Annotated in this window: 23 protein-coding genes; 14 read left to right on the forward strand and 9 right to left on the reverse strand. The window is 68.7% G+C overall.

Going from position 1 to position 22,968, the window contains the following annotated elements; all coding sequences use genetic code 11:
• The first annotated feature begins 214 nt into the window (after window positions 1-214).
• From QHF84_RS46900 to QHF84_RS46915, 4 genes are read left to right on the forward strand one after another with little or no spacing between them, the layout of a single operon-like run.
• Complete coding sequence (locus QHF84_RS46900) at window positions 215-475, forward strand: MoaD/ThiS family protein (protein ID WP_281320161.1); 261 nt, start codon at window positions 215-217, stop codon at window positions 473-475.
• 9 nt (window positions 476-484) lie between these two features.
• Window positions 485-2,323: an aldehyde ferredoxin oxidoreductase C-terminal domain-containing protein gene (locus QHF84_RS46905; protein ID WP_281320162.1), complete on the forward strand. Its 1,839-nt coding sequence runs from the start codon at window positions 485-487 to the stop codon at window positions 2,321-2,323.
• Window positions 2,320-3,783 carry an alpha-amylase family glycosyl hydrolase gene (locus tag QHF84_RS46910; RefSeq protein ID WP_281320163.1) on the forward strand — a complete coding sequence of 488 codons (1,464 nt, stop codon included), beginning with the start codon at window positions 2,320-2,322 and terminating at the stop codon, window positions 3,781-3,783. The genes QHF84_RS46905 and QHF84_RS46910 overlap by 4 nt, the downstream gene beginning before the upstream one ends.
• Window positions 3,784-3,785: 2 nt before the next feature.
• Window positions 3,786-4,448 carry a tRNA-uridine aminocarboxypropyltransferase gene (locus tag QHF84_RS46915; protein WP_281320164.1) on the forward strand — a complete coding sequence of 221 codons (663 nt, stop codon included), beginning with the start codon at window positions 3,786-3,788 and terminating at the stop codon, window positions 4,446-4,448.
• Here QHF84_RS46915 and QHF84_RS46920 read toward each other — a convergent pair whose 3' ends face one another.
• From QHF84_RS46920 to QHF84_RS46930, 3 genes are all read right to left on the reverse strand, one after another.
• On the reverse strand, window positions 4,449-5,255 hold the full coding sequence (locus tag QHF84_RS46920) for a hypothetical protein (RefSeq protein WP_281320165.1): 807 nt from the start codon (window positions 5,253-5,255) through the stop codon (window positions 4,449-4,451).
• A gap of 124 nt (window positions 5,256-5,379) precedes the next feature.
• A complete protein-coding gene (locus QHF84_RS46925) occupies window positions 5,380-5,700 on the reverse strand; it encodes an SMR family transporter (RefSeq protein ID WP_281320166.1) in 321 nt (106 codons plus the stop codon).
• 337 nt (window positions 5,701-6,037) lie between these two features.
• Window positions 6,038-6,334 carry a hypothetical protein gene (locus QHF84_RS46930; RefSeq protein WP_281320167.1) on the reverse strand — a complete coding sequence of 99 codons (297 nt, stop codon included), beginning with the start codon at window positions 6,332-6,334 and terminating at the stop codon, window positions 6,038-6,040.
• Window positions 6,335-6,406: 72 nt separating this feature from the next.
• On the opposite strand from QHF84_RS46930, the gene QHF84_RS46935 reads away from it, so the two are divergent.
• Window positions 6,407-7,189, forward strand: coding sequence for a hypothetical protein (locus QHF84_RS46935; protein ID WP_281320168.1), 783 nt, complete (start codon window positions 6,407-6,409; stop codon window positions 7,187-7,189).
• A 228-nt stretch (window positions 7,190-7,417) separates the two neighbouring features.
• Here QHF84_RS46935 and QHF84_RS46940 read toward each other — a convergent pair whose 3' ends face one another.
• From QHF84_RS46940 to QHF84_RS46950, 3 genes are read right to left on the reverse strand one after another with little or no spacing between them, the layout of a single operon-like run.
• On the reverse strand, window positions 7,418-8,809 hold the full coding sequence (locus QHF84_RS46940) for an ABC transporter permease (RefSeq protein WP_281320169.1): 1,392 nt from the start codon (window positions 8,807-8,809) through the stop codon (window positions 7,418-7,420).
• Window positions 8,806-9,504 carry an ABC transporter ATP-binding protein gene (locus tag QHF84_RS46945; RefSeq protein ID WP_281320170.1) on the reverse strand — a complete coding sequence of 233 codons (699 nt, stop codon included), beginning with the start codon at window positions 9,502-9,504 and terminating at the stop codon, window positions 8,806-8,808. The genes QHF84_RS46940 and QHF84_RS46945 overlap by 4 nt, the downstream gene beginning before the upstream one ends.
• Window positions 9,501-10,391 (reverse strand): ferritin-like domain-containing protein, encoded by an 891-nt coding sequence (locus QHF84_RS46950; protein WP_281320171.1) that lies wholly within the window; start codon window positions 10,389-10,391, stop codon window positions 9,501-9,503. Before QHF84_RS46950 ends, QHF84_RS46945 begins: the two co-directional genes overlap by 4 nt.
• 176 nt (window positions 10,392-10,567) lie before the next feature.
• Here QHF84_RS46950 and QHF84_RS46955 point away from each other — a divergent pair, with 176 nt between their 5' ends.
• On the forward strand, window positions 10,568-12,082 hold the full coding sequence (locus QHF84_RS46955; RefSeq protein WP_281320172.1) for an HAD-IG family 5'-nucleotidase: 1,515 nt from the start codon (window positions 10,568-10,570) through the stop codon (window positions 12,080-12,082).
• A 7-nt stretch (window positions 12,083-12,089) separates the two neighbouring features.
• On the opposite strand, the gene QHF84_RS46960 is transcribed toward QHF84_RS46955, so the two are convergent.
• A complete protein-coding gene (locus tag QHF84_RS46960) occupies window positions 12,090-12,845 on the reverse strand; it encodes an SUMF1/EgtB/PvdO family nonheme iron enzyme (protein ID WP_281320173.1) in 756 nt (251 codons plus the stop codon).
• A gap of 116 nt (window positions 12,846-12,961) precedes the next feature.
• On the opposite strand from QHF84_RS46960, the gene QHF84_RS46965 reads away from it, so the two are divergent.
• The 8 genes from QHF84_RS46965 to QHF84_RS47000 all read left to right on the forward strand — a co-directional run bounded on the left by QHF84_RS46965 (window position 12,962) and on the right by QHF84_RS47000 (window position 20,391).
• Window positions 12,962-14,065, forward strand: a complete 1,104-nt coding sequence (locus tag QHF84_RS46965; protein WP_281320174.1) for a tRNA pseudouridine(13) synthase TruD — start codon at window positions 12,962-12,964, stop codon at window positions 14,063-14,065.
• Between the two features lie 99 nt (window positions 14,066-14,164).
• Window positions 14,165-14,974 (forward strand): MotA/TolQ/ExbB proton channel family protein, encoded by an 810-nt coding sequence (locus QHF84_RS46970; protein ID WP_281320175.1) that lies wholly within the window; start codon window positions 14,165-14,167, stop codon window positions 14,972-14,974.
• Entirely contained in the window at window positions 14,974-15,435 is a 462-nt protein-coding gene (locus tag QHF84_RS46975; RefSeq protein ID WP_281320176.1) for a biopolymer transporter ExbD, read from the forward strand. The genes QHF84_RS46970 and QHF84_RS46975 overlap by 1 nt, the downstream gene beginning before the upstream one ends.
• Before the next feature lie 76 nt (window positions 15,436-15,511).
• Window positions 15,512-16,441: an energy transducer TonB gene (locus QHF84_RS46980; protein WP_281320177.1), complete on the forward strand. Its 930-nt coding sequence runs from the start codon at window positions 15,512-15,514 to the stop codon at window positions 16,439-16,441.
• Window positions 16,442-16,527: 86 nt separating this feature from the next.
• Window positions 16,528-16,998, forward strand: coding sequence for a cyclic nucleotide-binding domain-containing protein (locus QHF84_RS46985; protein WP_281320178.1), 471 nt, complete (start codon window positions 16,528-16,530; stop codon window positions 16,996-16,998).
• A 74-nt stretch (window positions 16,999-17,072) separates the two neighbouring features.
• The gene (locus QHF84_RS46990; protein ID WP_281320179.1) at window positions 17,073-17,801 is read left to right on the forward strand and encodes a hypothetical protein; all 729 of its coding nucleotides are present in this window, start codon (window positions 17,073-17,075) and stop codon (window positions 17,799-17,801) included.
• 114 nt (window positions 17,802-17,915) lie between these two features.
• The gene (gene purF, locus QHF84_RS46995) at window positions 17,916-19,382 is read left to right on the forward strand and encodes an amidophosphoribosyltransferase (protein WP_281320180.1); all 1,467 of its coding nucleotides are present in this window, start codon (window positions 17,916-17,918) and stop codon (window positions 19,380-19,382) included.
• A 49-nt stretch (window positions 19,383-19,431) separates the two neighbouring features.
• The gene (locus QHF84_RS47000) at window positions 19,432-20,391 is read left to right on the forward strand and encodes a hydroxymethylglutaryl-CoA lyase (RefSeq protein ID WP_281320181.1); all 960 of its coding nucleotides are present in this window, start codon (window positions 19,432-19,434) and stop codon (window positions 20,389-20,391) included.
• Between the two features lie 362 nt (window positions 20,392-20,753).
• Here the strand turns inward: QHF84_RS47000 and QHF84_RS47005 are convergent, their stop codons facing one another.
• Together QHF84_RS47005 and QHF84_RS47010 are read right to left on the reverse strand one after the other, a co-directional pair.
• The gene (locus QHF84_RS47005; RefSeq protein ID WP_281320182.1) at window positions 20,754-22,379 is read right to left on the reverse strand and encodes a putative metal-binding motif-containing protein; all 1,626 of its coding nucleotides are present in this window, start codon (window positions 22,377-22,379) and stop codon (window positions 20,754-20,756) included.
• Window positions 22,370-22,921 (reverse strand): hypothetical protein, encoded by a 552-nt coding sequence (locus tag QHF84_RS47010; RefSeq protein ID WP_281320183.1) that lies wholly within the window; start codon window positions 22,919-22,921, stop codon window positions 22,370-22,372. Before QHF84_RS47010 ends, QHF84_RS47005 begins: the two co-directional genes overlap by 10 nt.
• Between the last annotated feature and the right edge of the window lie 47 nt (window positions 22,922-22,968).

The raw sequence follows: 22,968 nt of genomic DNA on the forward strand, positions 1-22,968 counted from the left end.
GGTGGCTTTCGTGACCGCCCCGGGCCGCAAAACGCGTGCGCGGGCTGCCGGAATGACCCACGGCCTTCGTTTGACGTGAAACCATGAGAAGCCACGCAACGTCAAGCGACGAATTTCCAAGGATGTTCGTGACGGGATGCGTCAAAGGTCCAGCCGAGGAAAAACCTCGCATGCGTCGAAGGCGCGCGTTGCGGTGTGCTGGTAGGTTTGCCGCGTGGTGACCATCGAGCTCTACGGCGTGGCCCGGCTGCGCGCCGGTCGCGAGGTGATCGAGGTCGACGCGCGCTCGCTCGGCGATGCGCTCGTGGCCCTCGGCGCCGCGTGCCCAGCGCTCGAACGCGTCATCGTCGCGGGCGGACGTCTCGCGCCGGGATGGCTCGTGGCCTTGAACGGCGCGCAGATCACGGCCGATCTAGCGACGCCGCTCGGCGAGGGGGACGTCGTGGTGCTGGTGTCCGCGGACGCAGGCGGTTAGAAACCGAGCATGGGGCGCGGCGGTTATTTCGAGCGATACCTGCGCGTCGACCTCGGTCGCCCGAGCGCCGAGCACGTGCCGCTCGACGAGACGACGCGGCGCGCCGTCGTCGGCGGGGTCGGGCTCGGCGCGCTCCTGCTCACGCGCGAGACGCCGCCGGGCTTTGATCCGCTCGGGCCCGAGGCCGCGCTCGTGCTCGCGTTCGGGCCGCTCGTGGGCACGCCGCTCACGACCTCGGCGAAGCTCGCGTTCGTGGCGAAATCACCGCTCACGGGGCGCATCTCGGACGGGCTCTCGTCGTCGTCGTTCGCCATCGCGGGCAAACGCGCGGGGCTCGATGCGATCGTGCTCGTCGGAGAGGCCGCGGAGCCGTCGATCGTGCTCGTCGACGAGGAGGGCGCGGAGGTCGTGCCTTGTCCCGAGCTGTGGGGGCGTGATTTTACAATTTCGGAGGCGAGCGAGCGGCTCGGGAAGGCGTATCCAGAGCATCGATTCGCGGTGATCGGGGTCGCGGGCGAGCGGCTCGTGCGGTATGCGGGCATCGCGAACGAGGGGCGTCATGCGGGGCGCGGCGGGCTCGGCGCGGTGCTCGGGGCGAAACGCGTGAAGGCGATCGGCGTGCGAGGGAGCCGGCCCGTGCCGCTCGCGGATGCGGAGGCGACGCTCGGGATCGCGAAGGATCTGGCCCGCCGATCGCTTGGACCTGCAACGGAAAAATATCGAGCGCTCGGGACGGTGGCGAACCTCTCGACGTTCAACCGGCTCGCGGCGCTGCCGACGCGTAATTTTCAGGCGAGCACGTTCGAGGAGGCGCGGAAGATCGAAGGCGAGGCGCTGCACGAGACGCGCGCGCAAGGCCGGGGCTCGTGCAAGAGCTGCACGATCGGCTGCGAGCATTTCTTCGAGGTTCGTCCGGGGCAGCGGCCCGTCAAAATGGAGTACGAGAACCTGTTCGCGCTCGGGCCGCTCTGCGGGATCGGGGATCCCGAGGTGGTCTTGCGGGCGTCGTCGGCGTGTGACGAGCTCGGGATCGACACGATCTCGGCGGGCGGGACGATCGCGTTCGCCATGGAGTGCGCCGAGCGAGGCCTCTTCCCTGCGGGTCCGCTCGCCGAGGAGGCGCGGGATCTGCGGTTCGGCGCGGGCGAGCGGATGCTCGTGTTGCTCGAGGACATCGCGCGAAGGCGGACGCCGCTCGGGCGTTTGCTCGCGGAGGGGAGCCGGCGCGCGGCGGAGATCGTGGGCGGGGAGGCGCCGTCGTTCGCGCCGCACGTGAAGGGGATGGAGATCCCGGGCTACGAGCCGCGGGCGCTGCAAACGATGGCGCTCGGGTTCGCCGTGGGGACACGCGGCGCGGACCACAACCGGAGCGGGGCGTACGAGGCGGATTTTTCGGGGAAGGTGAATCGGTTCGAGGCGAGCGAGGAATCGGCGGCGCACGCCGTGGCGGCGGAGGATCGGGCGGCGGTGATGGATGCGCTGATCCTGTGCAAGTTCCTGCGTCGGGCGATGGAGGATTTTTTCGGGGAATCGGCGGAGATGCTGCGAGCCGTGACGGGGCTGCCGTTCGAGGCAGAGGAGCTCGTGCGCGTGGGCGGGCGGATCACGCTCGTGCGGCGGCTGTTCAACGAGCGCGAGGGGTGGACGCCCGCGGAGGACACGCTGCCCGCGCGGTTCTTCGAGGAAAAATTGCCGGGAGGTGCCGCGAAGGGCGCGGGGATCGATCGCGAGGGGTTCGCCCGCTCGATAAAGGCGTATCATGCGCGGCGCGGCCTCGACGAACGCGGGTTCGTCCCGGCGGAGGTCGCGCGGGACATGGCGTCCCTGATCCGGGGGAAGAACCGATGATCCTTGGTGATACGAGCGTCCACAGCCCGGCCCTGTACGAGATCTTCGCGCGCATGTGGCTCCACGATCTCGGGCGCGCGGCGGGCGCGCGCGTCACGCTCGCGGACGTGCCCGACGGGGAGCTCGATCGGCTGGCCCGGCTCGGCTTCGATTACGTGTACCTGATGGGCGTGTGGACGCTCGGCGCGGTGGGGCCGAAGATCGCGCGGGAGACGCCGGGTTTGCGCGCCGAATACGAGCGGGCGCTGCCCGATCTCGGGCCGGCGGACGTGATCGGATCGCCGTTCGCGGTGGCGCGGTACGCGGTCGATCCGTCGCTCGGCGGGGACGAGGCGCTCGCAGCGCTACGGGAGAGGCTCCGGGCGCGGGGGATCGGGCTCCTGCTCGATTTCGTGCCGAACCACCTGGCGCGGGATCATCACTGGATCACGGAGCGGCCGGAGCTCTTCGTCAGGGAGGCGAACGGGCAGATCGCCTGCGGAAAGGATCCGTATTTCCCGCCGTGGACCGATACGGCGCAGCTCGATTTCCGCGTGAAGGAGACGCGGCAAGCGTCGATCGAGACGCTCCTCGACGTCGCTTCGCGGTGCGACGGCGTGCGGTGCGACATGGCGATGCTCGTGCTCTCGGACGTGTTTCGGCGGACGTGGGCGCACGCGCGGCGGGCCGCGGGGACGCGGGAGGCCGAGGGCGAGTTCTGGGCCGAGGCGATCGACGCGGTGCGGGAACGACATCCGAATTTCGTGCTGCTCGCCGAGGCGTACTGGGACCTCGAATGGCGGCTGCAGACGCTCGGGTTCGATTACACGTACGACAAGAGCATGTACGATCGGCTGCTGCACGGGTCGGCAAGCGCGGTGCGCGGGCATCTGAGCGGGTCGTTCGATTATCAGGCGCGCTCGGCGCGATTTCTGGAGAATCATGACGAGCCGCGGATAGCGTCTGCGCTGCCGCCCGATCGGAGGAAGGCGGCCACGGTGCTGCTCGGGACCGCGCCGGGGATGCGGTTTTTCCACGAGGGGCAGCTCGAAGGGCGGAAGATCCGGGCGCCGGTGCAGCTCGCGCGGCGCGCGGACGAGCGCGTGGACGAGGCGAGCATCGCGTTTCACCGGTCGCTCTTCGAGGCGATGAAGCTCGACGTCCTCCGGCGCGGACGCTTCGCGCTGCTGCCGCCGCACGCGGTCGGGCCGGGGAGCACGAGCTTCGAATCGTTCGTCGCGTATCGCTGGGATTCGCGGACGAGCGCCGTGATCGTCGCGGTGAACTTCGGCCCGTCGCGGGCGCAATGCAGGCTGGCGCTGGATCTCGCGGGGATCGCCGGGAGGAACGTGCTGCTCGTCGATCGCATCGGGGGTGAGGAATATCGGCGCAGCGGGGACGAGCTGCTCGACGATCGGCGCGGGCTCTACGTGGAGCTGCCGGCCTACGGGGCGCATCTGTTCGAGGTCAAAAAGAGGTGACGATGAGTGCATTCGTCCCGCCGCCCGAGGCGCCCCCGGGGCAAGAGCCGAGACGAACGCGGCGTATTCTGCGGTGCGAGGCGTGCTGGCTGCCGCCATCCTTGTGCATTTGCGAAAAACTCGCGCCGATGGCCGTGCGGACGCAGCTCGTCTTGCTCGTGCATCACCTGGAGCGGTTCAAGAGCTCGAATACCGGGCGGCTCGTGGCGCGGATGGTTCCCGAGACGATCGTGCGCGTGCACGGCGATCCGAGCCGCGAGCCCGCGATGCCCTTGCCCGAGGGGCGCGTGCTCGTGTTGTTCCCGGACGCGGAGGCGCGTGTACTCTCGGCGGATCTCGTGGAGGGAGAGCGCGCCATTTTGATGGTGCCCGACGGGACGTGGGGGCAAGCGCGGCGCATCTCGCGGCGGGATCCGGACGCGCAAAAAGCCCTGACGGTAAAACTTCCGGAGGGACAAACCACACGATTCGGGGCGCTCCGGCGCAGCGAGCGCGAGGGGACGATGTCGACGATGGAGGCGGTGGCGCGGGCGCTCGGAATCCTGGAGGGGCCCGAGGTCGAGGCGCGGATGATGCAGGCGTTCGAGGCGTTCCTGGAGCGGACGGTGTATGTCCGGGCGAACGCCTCGCGCGTGGCGATGGAGAATCCGCGGGGCGGGCGGTAATCAGCGGGGTTTTGCGAAGATGGTGCCCGCGGCGCGGCGGGAGAGCTTTTGCCATTTCGCATAAGCGGCCACGGCGCGATCACGAATGGAGGTAGGCGGCGCGTGTTCGCCGATCGCACGGACGACGGCGTCGAGGACGTATCCCTCGGGGGCCATGAGCGAGCGGGTCATGAGCAACGTCTCCGAGCCCGCGGCGCGCAAGGCGGGGCCGAAATAAGGCTCGGAGTCGCAGGCCAGGACGAACGAGGGAATGGCGCGGCCGCGCGAATCGGCGCCGGGCGACGGTGGGAGACGCACGCCGTCCATGAGGCGGTTGTGGCCCGCGTAGCCGGCGACGGTGATGCTGACTTCCCGTTCTTTGCCGGCATCGTGGAATCGAATGCGTCCGCCGCGGGTCGCGAGGCGCCAGAACGTTTCGACGGCGCGGTCGATGGAATCGCCGTGGTAGGCGTCGAGGACGACGATTTGTTCGAGGGTTTCCCCGGGTTTGCCGCCGAAAGGCTCCGCCGAGACGAGGCGGCGGTAGACCACGCGTTCGAGGCGCGGGCCGTCGGCAGGGAGGACGTCGATGCGGGTAAAACCGCTCTTCTTGCGGTCGAAGTAGCGGCGATGGCCGAAGGCGGCGCCCCAGTAGAGGTTCGTGTCGAGGCGGTCGGGGTCGCCGGCGACGTTGCTGCCGCAATCGATCTGGTCATTCGAGCATAAAGGGACGATGACCTGGACGACGAGCGGTTCGGCCGCCTGGGCCGAGGCGGCAGCGAGGAGGATGGCGGCGAGGACGAGGAGGACGTGGAGGGATCGAAGCATGGTGCTGTCCCCTATCGGCGGAGCCGGGCGAAGTGTGACGACGCGGGTTCAGCTCTTCATGCTGGCATCGTTCCCCAGGGCCCGTGTCAGGTACCAATAGGTCCTCGAGCAATTCACGCAGCCGCTACGTGGCCGATGTCAGCTTCAAGCCGACGATCGACACGACGAGGAGCACGACGAAGACGATGCGCAGCGGAGGCATCGCCTCATCAAAGAGGACGACACCGCCGATGACAGCACCGACCACGCCGATGCCGACCCAGACCGCGTACGCGGTGCCGATCGGAAGCGTGCGCGCGGCTCGTGCGAGCGAGACCATGCTCGCGACGATGGCAGTCCCGGTGATGATGCTCGGAACTGGGCGCGTGAAGCCCTGCGTGTACTTGAGCCCGAGCGACCAGACGACTTCGAGAACACCCGCGAGGATCAGGAAAAACCAGGCCATGGAACACCTCCACGGCCCGTCGTTCCTTCCTGGTACGGGTCGCCCTCGTCAGGGCTCGAATGAGCAACGAAGACTTTAGCCGCCCAAGTTCCTCAGGGCAACCCGGCGTGCGCCCGGCTACCGCGCCGGGGCCGTGGCTGGAACGTCGATCTTGCGGATGCCCGAGCGCCTGCACGGCGGCCACGCGCTTTCGAGTGGCTCGGTATGGATGTCCATGCCGGCCGGCACGACGCCGAGAGCGAGGCCAGGAGGAGCATGCGCAGGGCCGCCGCACAGAGCGATGCATGGTCCCGCGGAGGTGCGCGACGAGCCGACGTTGTGGGACGTGGGACCCGTTTCAGCGCGATTCCAACCATAACTTTTCTCTCTCGGCGTCCGAGCCCACCCACTCTTCGAGACCGAGCGCTTGTTCGAAGAGATCGTACGTGCTCGTGCCTTCGGGGGTCGTGCTTGCGAGCCAGTGCGTGACGCCGTTCTTCTCGTACCGGAGGTGCGGCCGCTCCTCTCGGATGGCATCGTCGAGCGGGCTTGGCCCGTCGGCGACCCGATCGAGCGCTCCCCAGAGCGCGGCGAGCCGATCCGGGCTGAGCACACGTACCTTTCGACCGGGCGTCTTCACGAAGAACGGGATCATTGCTCTTGGTTGCGTCCATCACCTCCACATTGCTCCCCGTTCTGCTCCCATGATACCGTCCCGGTCCCTCCCATGGCTTACAAGCACCTTCGATCCGAAGAAATGCTCCAGGTCTCCTCGAGCTGGATCGACCCGCAATCCCCCGCCCGCGCCGCCATTCTCGCGAGCGCCGACCTCTCCGGCAAACTCCCTCGGATCGAGGAGGCACACGCCGGCCTCGCTGCCGCCGCTCAGCCTGCCAAGCTGCCTCGAATGAACGCGCTCAGCGCCGAGGAGGCGAGGCTCGATGTCCGGCACGATTCCATCATTCGGGGTGTCTTCGGCCTCCTCACCGCGACCGCCGAGATGCTCGACGGCGAGGCGGCGGCGGAGCTCTTGGCCCTCCGCGATACCCTCATCCCCGAGGGGCTCTCCAGCATGCAGAAGACCTATCGCGCCGAGGCTGGCCAGGCGGCTCAGCTCGAAGATCGGCTCACCCCCGCCGTCGTGGCACGCACGGATGCCATTCTCGTCGGCCAGGGGCCCTCGCAGAAATCACTCACCCATTACCTCCAGGAGTGGATCACCATCGGCAAGAAGCTCGGAGGGCTCGAGGACGAGAAAGGGCGCCTCCTCGCCGAGCAGCAGTCCGACGCCTCCTCGGGCCTCGCCCTCGTGAAGGCGCGCAATCGGTGGATTCGCGTCGTCAATGCCCTGGTCGCCGACGGCGAGCTCGCCGAGCTCCCCGCTCCGACCGACACCTTGGTCTTCGGGCCCCTCCGCGACGCAGAGAAAAAGGCAGTGCTCCGGACGCGCACCACCCATGCCGCCAAGGAAACCACCGGCGAGGTGGATACGATCCCCGAGGCGCCCTGACGAAACCACCCGACGACCCGGTCCGGACCCCCTTCCGCGTGGTTTCGTGACCCGACCCCCCGGTACGGCCCCCCCTTCCGCGTGGTTTCGTGACCCGACCCCCCGGTACGGCCCCCCCTTCCGAGTGGTTTCGTGACCCGACCACCCGGTGCGGACCCCCCTTCCGCGTGGTTTCGTGACCCGACCACCCGGTACGGACCCCGTCGCCGGGTGGTTCGAAGCAGCCTGCTAGCTGCCCGCGAGCGCCCGCGCCGGATCGACCTTCGCGGCAGCGCGCGCAGGGCCAATGGCACCGAGGACCGAAAACAGAATCGAAAAGCCCATGCCGAGGAGCCAGAGCCACCAGGGGAACGCGAAAAAGGTGTCGGGCTTGAACGGGAAGTCCGGGAGTTTTTCCGCTGCGGCCCAGTCGGCGATGAACGCGAGGATCCGCGCGACGACGAGGCCGAGCGCGCCCGCGAAGAATCCGACGACGGCCGCGAGCGAGACCGTCCACGCGCCAATCTCGCCCGCCGTGGCCCCGACCGCGCGGTAGAGGGCGATCTCGCCGCGTCGTTCGAGGACGAGCGCGCGAAACGTCTGCGTGATGCTCGACGCGCTGACGACGAGGACGACGCCCGCGACGAGCGAGAGCAAGGCCATCACGCCCGAGACGAGGACGCTGACGTCGCGGGCGCGCGTGTCCTTCGGGGACAAACCCATGCGCGCGCCCGCGTCGATGACGTCCGCGACCTCGGCCCCGGAGCGCGCCTCCACGACGGCGCTCGAATACCGCTCGGCCGCGCGTTCGCCGCCGAACTCGCGGTTCCAGCGGCGCACGACGCCGAGCGGAAACGTGAGCCCGAGGTCGGTGGCGCTGCCCGAGATGCCGACGATGCGGGCCTTGATGGTGCGAGGGCTGCCCTGCTTGGCGCGGCCGAGCAAGCTCTCGCCGAGGCGAACCGTGAAGGTGATGCCCTGCGCGCGGCCGAGGAGCGTCTCGCCGACGGCCGGGAAGCCGTGCGCAGGCGCGATGCTCTTGTCGAAGATCTCGACGAGGTAACGGCTGACGATCGCAGGGACGGGCGCGGAGCAGCGGCCCTCGGCGACGCCTTCGGCGCGCTCGCAATACGCGCCGCCGGTGCAGGCGGCGTCGTCGGTGCAGGCAGGGCCGGGCGTGTCCATCGGATCGACGAAGAGGCCAGGCTTCACGTCGGCCGCGGCGAGCGAGGGATCGATGCCGTCGCCGGGCAGCTCGCTCGCGCCGACGTCGTGGCCGAGGATCTCGCGTCCGCCGCGCGCGCTCGCGGGGAAGGCCAAGGAGAGCTTGGGCAGGACGCGTTTCACGCCGGGGACGCGGCCAAGCGCGTCGACGTCGTCGGGGCGGATGCCCGAGGGCTCGCCGCCGCCGCCGAGGAGCAAGCCGAGCAGGCCCGGATCCTTGGCCTTCGGTGGTTCGAGCTCGATCCGATCGATGGGAAAAACTTCGCCGAGGAGAACGGCGCGCACGCCGAGGCCGAGGGCGAGGAAAAACACGAGCGTGGCCGTGCCCGCGGCGATGCCGAAGGCGCTGCCGGCGAGGGCGCGGCGCGCACGGGCGAGGTCGCGGCGCACGAGGCGGACGAGGGCAGCGAGCTTCATGCGGACACCTCGTTCGAGGCGTCCACGCGGCCGTCGTGCAGGCGGAGGATGCGGGTCGCGGCGCGCGCGAGGCGCTCTTCGTGGGTGACGGCCACGATCGTGAGGCGCTCTTCGCGGTGGAACTCCTCGAAGAGTTCGATGATGCGCGCGCCCGTGTCGGCATCGAGGTTGCCGGTGGGCTCGTCACAGAGCAAAAGCTTCGGTTTTCGCAGGAGCGCGCGCGCGATCGCCACACGTTGCCGCTGACCGCCCGAAAGCTCCGCAGGCGTGTCGCCGGCACGATCGGCGAGGCCGAGTCGATCGAGGAGGTGTTTTGCGCGCGCGAGGCAAGCCTCCTCGTCGCCGTGTGGATCGAAGAGCGCGGGCGTCGTGACGTTCTCGATCACGGTGAGGTGATGCAGGAGGTGAAAGTGCTGGAAGACGAAGCCGATGCGCTCGCCGCGCAGGCGCGCGAGGGCCGCGTCGCTCATGCGGCCGATGTCTTCGCCGAAGAGCTCGATCTCACCCTGGTAGCCACGATCGAGCCCGCCGATCACGGCGAGCAGCGTGCTCTTGCCCGATCCGCTCGGGCCGAGGACGCAGACGAACTCGCCCTCCTCGACGACGATCTCCACGTCCGCGAGGGCCCGGCGCGCGTCGCGGCCGCCGTCGTGCACGCGGGAGAGGCCGCGGGTGCGGATGGCCGGGACGCTCACAGCGCCGTGACCGCGACGCGCTCGCGATCCACGGCGGCCTCGGCGGCGCGCACGCTCACGGCCGACGTGTCCTCGCCCTCGCGCAGCGCCTCGTCCGTGAGGCCGAAGAGCCACAGCAAGAGCCGCGGCGGGCGCAAGCGGAGATCGTCCTCCTTCACGAAGAGGCGCGCGAGGTGCTCGGCGTAGGCGCGGCAGAGGACGCGGAACGGGATGTGATCGAAGGCCTCGGCGCGGCGGCGGCTCGCGTAGGACGAGAGCAAGAGGGCCACGTAGAGCACGTCGTGGATCACCTGCAGGCGCAGGCGCGAGACGCCGGGGTTTCGCGCGAGCGTCTCGCGGAGGAAGTGCACGTTCAGCGGGACGTGGAAGGACTCGTCGCGCGTGAGGATCGTGAGCATGTGGCGCACGGCCGGGTGGCGCGCGCGGCGCAAGGCGAGGCGGTAGGTCGTCGAGCCGATCGTCTCGAACATCAGGTTCGTGAGGACGATCGTCTCGATGCGCTTGGCCCGGCCGTAGAGGCGGTAGAACGTGCCGGTGACGCGGCCCATGGGGCGCACTTCGCCGCCGATGTAGGCGAGGAACTCGGTCAAGAGCTCGCGATGCCAGCCCTCCTCGTTGCCGTAGAGGCGCAGGCACTCGGCAAGCTCGGGATCCCACGTGGCGATCTCGTCCGCGAGCTCGTGCGCCTGGCGCAGGCCCGACTCCTCGGCGCGGAAGGCCGCGTTGAAGAAGGCGATGGCCGCCTGCCGCTCCACCTCGGACGCCCACACGATGGGTTCACCGAGGTCGAGCTTCTCTTCGTACATCCGCTCGGCCCGCCTTTTCAGCATGCCGAGCCACCACGAGGTGGGGCGCCGGAGCGGACCGCTCTCCCTGTTCTTCGTCATCACTGCCTGGGACGGAGGGTGGAGGCGGACGATAGCGCACCGGGGCGGAGCGAGCACGGGCTCGCGGAGAGGGCGAACGAGCAAGCGAAGAGGAGCGGGCTGGAACAAGAACGCACGCGTGCAACGTGGACGGCGCGCCTATGTGCTGCGGATGAGGTAGGATGGTTGTGGGTCCCGTGGCGTTCGAACAGCTCTCTCTACCGTTCGAGGGGCACCTCACCCCGACCGCGCCGGCGCGAATTCCGCGCACGCGACGGGTGTTCGTGAACCGCAATCTGAAGATGGCGGGGATCGACTGGGTGGGGTTCGACATGGACTACACCCTGGCGATCTACAACCAGGTCGAGATGGACAAGCTGTCCATCGAAGCCGTGATCCCCAAGCTCGCCAAGCGCGGCTACGACGAGGACATCCTCCGCGGGATCACCTGGCCGATCGACTTCCCGATCCGCGGGCTCTTGATCGACAAAAAGGCCGGGAACGTCCTCAAAATGGACCGCTTCAAGGTGGTCCACAAAGGCTACCACGGCCTGCGCGAGCTCACGAAAGAGGAGCTCCGGTCGCTCTACCACCAGAAGCGCGTCAAGCCGAACACCGGCCGCTACCACTTCATCGACACGCTGTACGCGCTGAGCGAGGTCGCGCTCTACACGGGGATCGTGGAGGCGTTCGAAGCGCGACGGATCGAGCTCGACTACACGACTTTGTTCACGGACATCCGCGAGTGCATCGACGAGGCGCATCGCGACGGATCCATCCTGGACGTGGTGCTCGGAGATCTGCCGCGGTTCATCGAGCGCGACCCGCTCCTCGCGCCGACCTTGCACAAGCTCCGCTCGGCGGGAAAACGGCTGTTTTTGCTGACGAACTCGCGCTGGCCCTACACCGAGCGGATGATGACGTACCTGCTCGGCGACGCGATGCCGGAGTACCCGAGCTTCCGTCACTACTTCGACCTGGTCATCGTGGCGGCGCAGAAGCCGGCGTTTTTCCAGGAGCGCAGGCCGCTCTTGGAGCGCGACGGCGACAACCTGCGCCCCGCGACGTACCCGCTCGAACGAGGCGTGATCTACGAGGGCGGCAACCTCCACGACCTCGAAGCCGCCCTCGGTATCGGCGGCGACCGGATCCTCTACGTCGGCGATCACATCTACGGCGATATTTTGAGGTCCAAGAAAGAGTCGGCCTGGCGCACGGCGATGATCATCCAGGAGATGGAAGCCGAGGTGATCGCGCACGAGATGTGCCGCGAGGAGCACCAGAAGAGCGCGGAGCTCGAACAACGAAGGGACGAGCTCGAAGATCAGCTCCGGTACTACCAGCAGCGATACAAGGACCTGACGCGCAAGATCGAGGACGCGGCGCAGGCCGAGAAAAACGGACACGGGAGCAGCAACGGGAACGGGATCTCGTACGAGGCGGAGCGAGGCCGGGCGAAGCGCGCCGTGGAGCGGATCCGCGGCATGCTGCGCGGGGTGGACGCGGAGGCGACGAAGCTCGAGCGCGAGATCGATCAGCGCTTCCACCCCTACTGGGGCTCGCTGCTGAAGGAGTCGATCGAGCCGAGTAGCTTCGGCGATCAGGTCGAGGAGTTCGCCTGCATCTACACGTCGCGCGTGTCGAACATGCTGGCCTACTCGCCGCTGCAATACTGGCGGAGCCCGCGCGATCTCATGCCGCACGAGCTGTGATCGGGCGTCACTGACAGCAGCGGAAACCCGTCGAGTAGTCGTGGTACCGCGCGTTGTGCGCGGTCGTCTTGTAGTCGCAGCCGTCGCCGTTCTGGTGCGTGTCGAGGTAGTAGCCGCCGCGGAACGTGCCCGACTTCGAGGCCGTCCACTCGTGCAGGTTGCCGACCATGTCGAAGGCGCCGTAGCTCGACTTGCACTTCTTGTAGGCGCCGCTCTTCGCGAGCGTGCCCTTCATCTGGTTGAGGCGCTCGTCGTTCATGTTCGCGAACGTGTACGCCTCCTGCGGCGGCGGATTGCCGCCGACGCCGTAGAGCGCGTTGAACGAGGAAAAACCGCCGTCGTTGCAAGCGCCGGAGACGTGATCACTGCCGTACGGGAACGTCGTGGGCTTCTTGCCTTTGCAGGCGCCGATCCACTCGTCGTCCGCGCAGAGCCGTTTGCCCGCGTTCTTGCACGCCTCCTCGGCCTGATCGCGGCTGATGTACGCCTGCGGGACCTTGCCCTTCTTGCTCACGGCCTTCACGCGCAGGCCGGAGACCGGCTGGTACGGCGAGTGCGACTTCGTCTTGTTCTTGCCGACGATCTCGACGACGTGCGCCTCGTACGTGTCGATGCAGTACTTGCCAGCCACGCTCACCATGCCCTCGGGGCACTTCTTTCCCTTCGCCTCGGCCTCCGAGGGCGCCGGCAAGGTCGCCGCGAGGAGCGCGACGGCCGCGAGCCCGAGAGCCGGAGGAGAGCGGAAAAAGACGAAGGGTCGCATGGCGCCACGAAGGACGAACGAGCCGCCTCGTCGACTCATACCGAAAGCTTCCGGCGAGGGCAAATCCGCCGTGGCCGCTTGGACGGGCCTCGGTTTTCGGTCAACCTCTGCCGCCCATGCAGGCGCCCCTCCCGATCGCCACGATCCGTACGAGCCCCGAGGACTTCGTCGTCGAGGAGATCCCCGCGTACGCGCCGAGCGGCAAGGGCGAGCACCTCTACGTCACCCTGCGCAAGACCGGCAAAAACACGCCCGACGTGGTGCGTGATCTCTCCCGCGCCCTCGGCGCCGACCCGCGCAGCACGGGCTGGGCCGGGATGAAGGACCGGCACGCGATCACCACGCAGACGATCTCGATCCAGGTGCCCATCGCGGAGGACGCGGAGGCAAAGCTCGCGCAGGTGTCGCTGCCGGGCGTGGAGATCCTCTCCGCGGCCCGACACGGGAACAAGCTCAAGCCGGGGCACCTCGTGGGCAACCGGTTCACGATCACGCTGCGAGGTCTCGCGCCCGAGGACGCGGCCCGGGTCGCGGAGCGGCTCACGGAGGCGGGCCGGGTGGGTGTGCCGAACTCGTTTGGACCGCAACGGTTCGGGCGAGATGGTCAGAACCCGACGCGGGCGCTCGCCTGGCTGCGCGGCGAGGAGCGGGGGCCGCGGGATCGGCGCGACCAGCGGCTTTTGTTTTCGGCCCTGCAGTCGATGCTGTTCAATCAGGTGCTCGCGCGGCGGGTAGAGGCCGGGACCTGGGCCGCGGTGCTGCCGGGGGACATCGCGAAAAAGCACGACTCCGGCGGGATCTTTGCCGTCCCGACGGAGGGGCGGGACCTCGAAGACGCGAAGGCGCGGGCCGAGGCCGGGGCCATCTCGCCGACCGGGCCGATGTTCGGCGCGAAGATGCGCTGGCCCGAGGGCGTGCCGCGGGACATCGAGCGCGAGGTGCTCGCCACGGTGCTGCCCGACGCGAGCCGACTCGATGCCTTCCGCGCCCTCGGCGAGGGCACCCGGCGGCCGCTGCGGCTGATGGTCGCCGACATGCTGGTGCGGCCGATTGACGCATCCGGCGGGCTCACCGTTTCTTTTGTGCTACCGAAGGGTGGCTACGCCACAACGGTCCTCGCCACCGCTTGTCAGATCGCCGATGCGACGTTACGCGCCAGCAACGCGGACGATGGCGAAGAAGGCGACGAGTCCTCCTCCGAGCCTTCCGATTCCGCTTAGCGCCACTTCGCGCCCGCCTCGAGCCTCGTCGAGAGGGCGCGTGAACAAGATCCAAAGCCCGGGCTGCAAGGGCCCACGACTGAAAGGCACAACCGGAAGATGAATCTCATCGAGTGGCTGCAGCGCATCATGGTCGGCTTCGGCGCTGCCTGGGTCATGTGGCTCATGATCGGGCTCTCCGTGGTGAGCGTCGCGATCATCCTCGAGCGCGCTTGGTTCTTCTGGTCGCTGCGGGACGACGTGGTCGTGCTGGCGCGGGACCTGCGCAATGCGCTGAAGGACTCGATCGAGGCCGCGCAGAAGCGCATGGAGGCCTCGCCCTCGGCCGAGGCGGCCGTCGTGAAGGCAGGCCTCGTCGAGGCCGATCGCGGGCCGAAGGCAGCCGAAGAGGCGATGGCCGGCGCGCTCGCCCTCCAGCGCATGAAGCTCGAGCGGCGCCTCGCCTACCTCGGCACCCTCGGCAACAACGCTCCGTTCATCGGCCTCTTCGGCACCGTCATCGGCGTCGTCGGCGCGTTCGACGCGCTCGGCAAGGCCGCCGAGAAGCCGATGGCGCAGGCGGCTTCCGCGGCGATGGCCCCGCAGCAGGTCATGTCGAGCATCGCCGAGGCGCTCGTCGCCACGGCCGTCGGCCTCGCGGTCGCCATCCCGGCCGTCGCCGCGAACAACTACTTCCAGCGGCTCATCCGCTCGACGATCGCGAACACCGATGCACTGACGCGTGTCCTGCTCGCGCACCTGCACGGCGAGAAGGAGAGCGCGCTCGAAGAGGCAGTCGAGGACATCGCCCTCGCCGTGACCGCGAGGAAGTCCGAGGCGGCGAAGCCTGCGAAGACGAACGGCGCGCAGAACAAGAAGGCCGCGAAGAAGGGCGAGGACGAGGACGAGTCCAGCGAGGAGAACGGCTGATGGCCGCGTCGAGCTCGAACAACGAGGACAACATGGTCGAGGGGATCAACGTCACCCCCCTCGTCGACATCACCCTCGTGCTCCTCATCATCTTCATGGTGACGGCGAAGATCATCGTGTCGCAGGCCCTGCCGCTCGACCTGCCGAAGGCCGCGTCGGGGCAAGAAGTGCAGATGGTCTTCAGCGTCGAGCTCCGCGCGAACGGAGACATGGTCGTCGACGGCAAGAAGCTTCCGAACGACGACGCCGTGCTCCCGCAAGCGAAGGAGGCGCAGGCGAAGACGCCCGATCTGCGCGCCGTCATCCGCGCGGAGCAGACGGTCCAGCACGGCCGCGTGCTTCACGCGCTCGATCTCTTGAAGCGCGCGGGGATCACGAAGATCGCCTTCGGCGTGACGCCCGTGCCCGCCGAGGACGGCAAGGCGGCTCCGGCCCCGCCGCCCACGCCCGTGACGCCGTGATAGCTTCGTTTCGTTCTTGAGGGGCTCCGCCAGGCCACGCGGAGCTCCACGCCCGAACCTTGGAGATACATCGATCATGAGCTCGGCGGCGAACAGAGTCGTGATGGGGGGAGGCCCGTTCCACCACACCGCCGAGCGCGACCGTGATCCGCTCGCGCCCGTCGTCGCGCTCGGTGATCGCGCGGCGAAGACGGGCACGGCGATCGGGCTCGTGCTCGCGCTGCTCTCGCACGGCTACGCCTCCGCGCGTGCGATGACCGCCCTCTTCGACATGCGGCGCGCGGTCGTCGAGATGCGTCAGGGTCTGCACGAGTTCTTCTGGACCGAGTACGACATCGATCTGACGCCGAAGAACGAGGACAAACCGAAGCCCGAGGAAAAACCCCCGGAGCCCGAGCCGGAGCCCGAGGCGCCGCCGCCGGTGCCCGCGCCGAAGGCCGAGAAGGCGCCGGAAGAAGAGGTCCCCGACAAGGATCCGGAGCCGCCGCCGCCGCCCTCGCAGGCTGCGAAGGTGCTCACGCAAGAGCCGGACGAAGAAGAGCCCGTGGACATGACGGGGCAAGGCTTCGTGAGCGGCACCGGGGAGGGGCCGGGCTACGGGATGGTGAGCGCGGCGGGGACCGGGAAGGCCCCGACATACAACAAGTCCGCCTCACTCGACGGGAAAGAAGGCGGCACGGGCACGGGCAAAGGTGGACCGCCGCCCGCGCCGACGGGGCCGGACATGTCGAAGGCCGCGGGCCTCGTGGGTAGCTCGGCCTGGGATTGCCCCTTCCCGCCCGAGGCCGACGCCGAGCAGATCGATCAGGCCGTGGTGTCGATCATCGTGACGGTGCGCGCAGACGGCTCGCCGCAGTCCGTGAAGGTCGTGAACGATCCGGGCTACGGCTTCGGCCGCGCCGCGCGCCTCTGCGCACTGTCGCGGCGGTACACGCCTGCGCTCGACCGGACCGGGACCCCGATGGTGGCCGCGACGCCGCCGATCCGCGTGCGCTTCACGCGCTGACGGTCTTCACGCGCGGCCCGCGATCCGCCGGGACCGAGTCGCCGCGCTTCCTTTCCGCGCGGCGCCTCATTATCCTCCGCGGACACGTGGACGTCGCCGAACGCATCGAGAAGCTCAGCAAGGTGCCCCTGTTCGAGGGGCTCACCACCCAGGCGCTCGAGCTGATCTCGCGCGTCGCAAACGAGGAGTCCCACGCGCTCGGGACGAAGATCTTCCAGCACGGAGATCCGGGCGACAAGCTCTACATCATCATCGAAGGCAAGGTGCGCATCAGCCGCGAGGTGCCCGGCATGGGCGAGGAGGCGCTCGCGGTGCTCGGGCCGGGCTCGGTCTTCGGCGAGATGAGCCTGCTCGACGAGGCGCCGCGCTCGGCCGACGCCCGCGTCCACGAGCGCTGCCGCCTGCTCACGGTGCCCAAGGACGCCTTCGAGGACCTCCTCTTCCTGCACAAGGACCTCGCCTACGAGGTTCTCTGGAGCTTCGTTCGGATGCTGACGCAACGGCTCCGCGAGACGAACGACAAGCTCACGTTCCTCACGGTCACGGGCAAATTCTGACGGCGAAGGCGCGAGTTTCGCGCCGAGGACTTCCGTCCGCGCGGCCGTGTCGTGTAGTGTCTGGCCTAGACAACATGGCTGCCAAGAAACACCTCGCTCTCGCCTTCGTTCTTGCCCTTTCGGGCGTCGCCGCGGCCTGCGGCGGCGGTTCGACGCCTCCGCCCGACACCGCCAACGATCAGAAGACGGACGGGACCACGACCGACAAGCCCGCCGACACGGGCGGCGCCACCGACGCGAAGCCCGAAGGCGGTGACGCGAAGCCCGCCGGCGACGCGAAGCCCGAAGGCACGGGCACGGGCGGGACGGCCGCGACGCCTCCGGCTCCCTCCGGCAAGCCGTCGACGAACATCCGTCAGAGCCAGATGCTCGAGGACATCAAGAAGATCGGCCTCGCCCCGGACAAGCTCCAGGACCTGCCGAAGATCGCCCTCGCGCAGAAGAAGAAGCTGATGCCGCTCTTCCAGAAGGCGCTCGGCTACAAGGACTGCAACGGGTGCCACGTCGAGGGCGACTACAAGGCCGAGACGCGCAACATCAAGGTGACGCGCGGCATGTGGAAGAACTTCGTCGTCGCGCTGCGCGACGAGAAGGGCGGCGCGGTCTTCTGCGACACGTGCCACGACGGCAACGAGCACAACCTCAATCACTCCGACAAGAAGGCGCTCGAGAAGTTCATGGACGAGCAGTACGAGGACAAGCTCACGCGCGCCGACAAGAAGGACATGGAGTGCGGCACGTGCCACGGTGATCCCTTCGAGGGCGACATCATCACGAAGGTCTGGGGCATCGCGAAGAAGTAGCGCTCGCCCGCAAGCGCTGTTTCCTCCCGGCCTTTCCGCCCTCTCCACCCCTCCCCGCCCCGCAAAGGCCACCTCGCGTGGCCGGCTCCCGCTTTCGTACTAAAGAGACGCCGCATGTGCGGTGTGTTCGGCATCTATGGCCACCCCGAGGCCGCCAACATCACCTACCTCGGGCTGCACGCGTTGCAGCATCGAGGTCAGGAGGCGGCGGGGATCGTCACGAGCGACGGGGAGCGGCTCACGCCGCACAGGTCGATGGGCCTCGTGCAAGCAGGGTTCTCCCCGACGGATCTCGCGGCGCTGCGCGGCGACCGAGCGATCGGCCACGTGCGGTACTCGACCGCCGGCGGTTCGCACATCCGCAACGCGCAGCCGTTCGCGGTGGACTACGCGCGCGGCTCGGTCGCGGTCGGGCACAACGGGAACCTGACGAACTACGAGGCGCTGCGTGATCGACTGGAAGCGCGCGGGAGCATCTTCCAGAGCTCGAGCGACACGGAGGTGATCGTGCACCTCATCGCCGCGAGCACGCAGGCGACCGTGGAGAGCCGCGTCACCGAGGCGCTCGGGCAAGTCGAGGGCGCGTACTCGATCCTGTTCCTCACGGAGCGCGAGCTCATCGCCGTGCGTGATCCGATGGGCTTCCGCCCGCTCTGCATGGGGCGGCTGGCGCACGGCGGGGCCGAGGCGGTGGTGATCGCCAGCGAGCCGACGGCGTTCGATCTGATCGGCGCGACGTACGTGCGAGACATCGAGCCGGGCGAGATGGTGATCGTGGACGCGAACGGGACGCGATCGCTCCGGCCCTTCGCCCCGCGCGCGCGCAAGCTCTGCATCTTCGAGCACGTGTACTTCGCGCGGCCCGACTCGCTCATCGAAGGCGCGAGCGTGTACGAGGTGCGCAAGGCACTCGGGCGCAAGCTCGCCGAGGAGGCGCCTGTCCCGGGCGGGAATGCGGCCGGCGACGTCGTGGTGGTGCCCGTGCCCGACTCGGGGGTGCCCGCGGCCGTGGGTTTTGCCGAGCGCGCCGGCGCGCCCTTCGAGATGGGCTTGATCCGCAGCCACTACGTGGGCCGGACGTTCATCGAGCCGCAGCAGTCGATCCGGCACTTCGGGGTGCGGCTGAAGCTCAGTCCGAACCGCGCGGCGCTCGCGAACAAGCGCGTCGTGATCGTGGACGACTCGATCGTCCGGGGCACGACGAGCCGCAAGATCGTGAAGATGGTGCGCGACGCCGGGGCACGCGAGGTGCACCTCCGGATCTCGAGCCCGCCGACGCGCTGGCCCTGCTTCTACGGGATCGACACGCCGACGCGCGCCGAGCTCATCGCCGCCACGCACACCGAGGGCGAAATCTGCAAGTACGTGACCGCGGACTCGCTCGGATACCTGTCGCTCGAAGGGCTCATCACGTCGGTGCGGAACAGCGAGCAGAACGGGGCGTCGCCGAACGGGCCGGCCTCGCCGAGCAGCGGGGGAGCGGCCGAGAACGGATACTGCGCCGCCTGTTTCTCGGGCACCTACCCGGTGCCGTTCAACCCGAGCCCGAAATCGAGGCATTTGCGCCTCGTGCACGGCTAGCGCGCGCGGGCGTTGACGACGCCCGCGCATGCCGAACAATGGTCACCCCATGACGGATCGCCCCTCGAGCTCGAGCGTCGCCCCGCACGATCTGTTCGCCCACGCGCCCGATCGGGTGTCGGTCTACGAGGTGAGCCCGCGTGACGGCCTGCAGAACGAGGCGGTCGTCGTGCCACTCGAAGCGAAGAAGCAGCTCGTCGCGGCGCTCGTCGCAGCCGGCGTGAAGCGGCTCGAGATCACGAGCTTCGTGTCGCCGAAGTGGGTGCCGCAGCTCGCCGACGCCGAGGATCTGGCGCGCGAGATGCGGCCGCCCGAGGGCGTGAGCTTCAGCGCGCTCTGTCCAAACGCGAAAGGGCTCGAGCGCGCGCTCGCCACGGGCCTCGGCGAGATCGCGGTCTTCATGAGCGCGAGCGAGACGCACAACCAGAAGAACATCAACAAGTCGATCGATCGAACGCTCGGGGTGTTCTCGGAGATCGTGCCGCCGGCGATCGAGGCTGGTCTGCGGGTGCGCGGGTACGTGTCGACGGTGTGGGGATGTCCGTACGAGGGCCCGGTGTCCGCGGAGCGGAGCGTCGAGATCACGAAGAAGCTCCTGGATCTCGGCTGCTACCAGGTGTCGCTCGGCGACACGATCGGCGTGGGGACGCCGAAGCAGACGCGCGACATCGTGCTGCGTTGCCTCGACGCGATGCGGGTGGATCAGTTCGCGCTGCACCTGCACGACACGCGCGGGACGGCGCTGGCGAACATCCTCGTCGGGCTCGAGCTCGGGGTGCGTGACTTCGACGCGTCGGTGGGAGGTCTCGGGGGTTGTCCATACGCGCCGGGCGCCGCGGGGAACGTGGCGACGGAAGACCTCGTGTACATGCTGCACGGGATGGGGATCGAGACAGGGATCGACCTCGACAAACTCATCGAGGCGGGCAACGTTGCCGAGCGGGTGCTCGGTCGGCCGCTGCCGGGCAAGGTGCACAAGGCCGGCGCGTTCCGGCGTCGGCCGAGCTGAGCTTGGGCCGCTGCGCTGGGGCGTTGCCCCAGGCCCCAGCAGGGGCTGTCCGCCCCTGCACCCGGACCAGCGCAAGCGCTGGACTCGGGGTCGATGAACTGCGCGATGCGCAGTTCATCGAACAGGCCAGATCACGACGACCCTGCCAACCAAGACCGCAGCGCTGACGTTTCAACGGGCAACGTGCCGCTGCATGCGACGACCTTCATGGTCTTGCCACCGGCCGTTGGAAGAACTGCGCATCGCGCAGTTCTTCCACCAAAGGTCCAGGGCTTGCCCTGGTCCGGGTCGAGGGGCGGATAGCCCCCGCGGGGTCCGGGGCAGCGCCCCGGCGACGCGGCCTCCCCGAGAATCGCCTGTCTCTAGGGCACGATGCAGCCGAGCCGTGTGAAGAACACGTGCTGCTGGCCTTCGCGGTCGTCGCGGAAGAGGATGCCGACGTTGCCGTCGGGGCCGAACGTGGCGATCGGGTAGATGCTGTCCTTCTTGGCGAACGTGACGCGTTGCTCGGAGCCTGAAGGGTTCAGCTCCTGATCGAGCATGAGTGCGTAGAGCTCGTAGCCGTCGTTCTGGTCGCGATCGTCGGCGTAGACGAGCAGGACGCGATCGCCGAGGGCCTTGAGGCTCGGGTAACGCGAGCGGAAGGCGCCGGGGTTCGTGAGGGCCTTGGGCTGGACGAGGATGTTCCCGTCCTCGTCGACGACGGCGCCGTAGATGGCCTTGGGGTTCGCGGTCTTGTCGAACCACGCGACGACGTACCGATCCTGGTTCCAGACGACCGTGGGGTAGACCGAGTCGCTGGTGCCCTGCGTGAGGGAGACGGCCTGCGATCGCGGCGTGAGATCCTGGTTGAAGACCTGGAACTGGATGAAGTGCTGGAGCGCGTCGCCGGGCGCCCAGGCGACGCCGATCGAGGAGAGGCCGGCCGCCATCTGCGGCGCTTCGTTGCCCACGTTGATGGCCTGCGTGAGCTTGACGTTGCCGCCGATCGGAGCGCCGTCGATGGAGAGGCGCTGCGCGTAGAGGTCGAAGAGGCCGTCACGCTCGTCCTGCCATGCGACGATGAACTCGCCGCCGGTCCAGCCGAGCGAGACGTTGATCGAAAAACCGTCGGCGAAGGAGAGGCGCGTGTCGGGCAGAACCTTCGCGCCGCTCTCGTCGAGGAGCGTGAAGTACACCTCGTAGTCGCCGCTGCGGCGATCTTGCCACGCGATGCCGTACCGATCGCCGACCCACACGATCGGGCCGCCGGCGTTGTCGCCGTTCTGGAAGACGATCGGCGCCTCGGAGCCGAGCGGAACGCCCGTCGGTGCGAGCATGTTGAGGCGCATCGAGAAGCCGGAGATGGTGCCCGTGTACGCTGCCGCGTACGAGGTGCCGCTCCACGCGAGGCCGCCGGGACCCGCGGGCGCGATGTCGCCCGAGAGGCGGATGGGCTCGTTGAGGAGCGGGATGTACGCGGCGCCGTCGTCGACGACGCCGTTGCAGTCGTTGTCGACGCCGTCGCAGACCTCGGTGCCGCCCGGATACGCGAGCTCGCTCTTGTCGTCGCAGTCGTCGCCGCACGCGTTCGGCTCACCCGGAAGCATGCCGGGACGTGGGCCGCGGAAGCCGTCGCCGTCGTTGTCGCGTGTCGCGATCTCGTACGTGCACTGCCCCGTCTTCGGGACGCACGCGTCGTCGGTGCAGGGATCGTTGTCGTCGCAGACGATGGGCGGGAGGTCGACGCAGAGGCCGCCGTTCCGCGGGGCACCTGCCTCCGCGCCCGCCGCGAGGTCGCAGTAGACGGGCTCGCAGAGGTTCTTGTGGCCGGGGCAGTCCGAGTCGACGAAACAAGGTGGCTGGGGCGGGCCGACGTCGAGCGGCGTGCGCGCGCCGCAGCCGCTCGCCACGATCCCCGCGGCCACGAACGTGCCCGAGAGCGCGGCGAGCGACAGGCCGATCAGGTTTCGTCCGCCGCGCGCCTTCCGCAAACGCTTCACAGGCATCCGCCGAACCCTTCGACGTCGATGGGCTCGCACACGAGGCCGGACGGGCAGCCATCGTTGCCATCGAGTGGACAGAGCTGAACACACTGCGTGCCCGAGCCGGTCACGACACAGGCAAACCCCGCCGCGCACCAGAGGCCCGTATTGCTGCCGCACGGATCGCCTTGCACGCCGGAGCCCGCGGGCGAGCAGAACGCGCCGTAGATCTCCTGGCCGCAGGGTTCGTCCGGGTACGAGACGAAGATGAAGCACCCCTCGCCGGGGAAGCAGCCGCTGTTCAGTTGATCGAAGGGATCACACTGGAAGTCCTCGATCGGCGCCGGCGTGGAGGGGCAGCCGGGATCGATGTACTCGTCGAACGCGTCCTTGCCCGCGTCCCAGACGGGGCCTGTCACCGAGCTGCTCGACGAGTCTCCGCCTTCGCCGCCGCCCCCGCCCTGGCCCTCTGTCTCCCGCACGATCGAGCTGCCGCACCCGCCGAGACCCGCGGCCGGGACGACGAGGCCAAGCGCGGCGGCCACCAAGATAAGCCGCTTCTGCATGGCGGAAGCGTAACCGAATTTTTTCGCGCGCGCCGCGAAGACGAGGC

The sequence above is a fragment of the Polyangium sp. y55x31 genome, from assembly GCF_029946505.1.
Classification (GTDB): Bacteria; Myxococcota_A; Polyangia; order Polyangiales; family Polyangiaceae; genus Polyangium.

What these genes read in the sequence shown, in the direction of transcription:
- QHF84_RS46905 (WP_281320162.1), top strand. Translation starts at nt 485, where the DNA reads ATGGGGCGCGGCGGTTATTTCGAGCGATACCTGCGCGTCGACCTCGGT.
- QHF84_RS46910 (WP_281320163.1), top strand. Translation starts at nt 2,320, where the DNA reads ATGATCCTTGGTGATACGAGCGTCCACAGCCCGGCCCTGTACGAGATC.
- QHF84_RS46915 (WP_281320164.1), top strand. Translation starts at nt 3,786, where the DNA reads ATGAGTGCATTCGTCCCGCCGCCCGAGGCGCCCCCGGGGCAAGAGCCG.
- QHF84_RS46920 (WP_281320165.1), bottom strand. Translation starts at nt 5,255, where the DNA reads ATGCTTCGATCCCTCCACGTCCTCCTCGTCCTCGCCGCCATCCTCCTC.
- QHF84_RS46925 (WP_281320166.1), bottom strand. Translation starts at nt 5,700, where the DNA reads ATGGCCTGGTTTTTCCTGATCCTCGCGGGTGTTCTCGAAGTCGTCTGG.
- QHF84_RS46930 (WP_281320167.1), bottom strand. Translation starts at nt 6,334, where the DNA reads ATGATCCCGTTCTTCGTGAAGACGCCCGGTCGAAAGGTACGTGTGCTC.
- QHF84_RS46935 (WP_281320168.1), top strand. Translation starts at nt 6,407, where the DNA reads ATGGCTTACAAGCACCTTCGATCCGAAGAAATGCTCCAGGTCTCCTCG.
- QHF84_RS46940 (WP_281320169.1), bottom strand. Translation starts at nt 8,809, where the DNA reads ATGAAGCTCGCTGCCCTCGTCCGCCTCGTGCGCCGCGACCTCGCCCGT.
- QHF84_RS46950 (WP_281320171.1), bottom strand. Translation starts at nt 10,391, where the DNA reads ATGACGAAGAACAGGGAGAGCGGTCCGCTCCGGCGCCCCACCTCGTGG.
- QHF84_RS46960 (WP_281320173.1), bottom strand. Translation starts at nt 12,845, where the DNA reads ATGCGACCCTTCGTCTTTTTCCGCTCTCCTCCGGCTCTCGGGCTCGCG.
- QHF84_RS46965 (WP_281320174.1), top strand. Translation starts at nt 12,962, where the DNA reads ATGCAGGCGCCCCTCCCGATCGCCACGATCCGTACGAGCCCCGAGGAC.
- QHF84_RS46970 (WP_281320175.1), top strand. Translation starts at nt 14,165, where the DNA reads ATGAATCTCATCGAGTGGCTGCAGCGCATCATGGTCGGCTTCGGCGCT.
- QHF84_RS46975 (WP_281320176.1), top strand. Translation starts at nt 14,974, where the DNA reads ATGGCCGCGTCGAGCTCGAACAACGAGGACAACATGGTCGAGGGGATC.
- QHF84_RS46980 (WP_281320177.1), top strand. Translation starts at nt 15,512, where the DNA reads ATGAGCTCGGCGGCGAACAGAGTCGTGATGGGGGGAGGCCCGTTCCAC.
- QHF84_RS46990 (WP_281320179.1), top strand. Translation starts at nt 17,073, where the DNA reads ATGGCTGCCAAGAAACACCTCGCTCTCGCCTTCGTTCTTGCCCTTTCG.
- purF (WP_281320180.1), top strand. Translation starts at nt 17,916, where the DNA reads ATGTGCGGTGTGTTCGGCATCTATGGCCACCCCGAGGCCGCCAACATC.
- QHF84_RS47000 (WP_281320181.1), top strand. Translation starts at nt 19,432, where the DNA reads ATGACGGATCGCCCCTCGAGCTCGAGCGTCGCCCCGCACGATCTGTTC.
- QHF84_RS47005 (WP_281320182.1), bottom strand. Translation starts at nt 22,379, where the DNA reads ATGCCTGTGAAGCGTTTGCGGAAGGCGCGCGGCGGACGAAACCTGATC.
- QHF84_RS47010 (WP_281320183.1), bottom strand. Translation starts at nt 22,921, where the DNA reads ATGCAGAAGCGGCTTATCTTGGTGGCCGCCGCGCTTGGCCTCGTCGTC.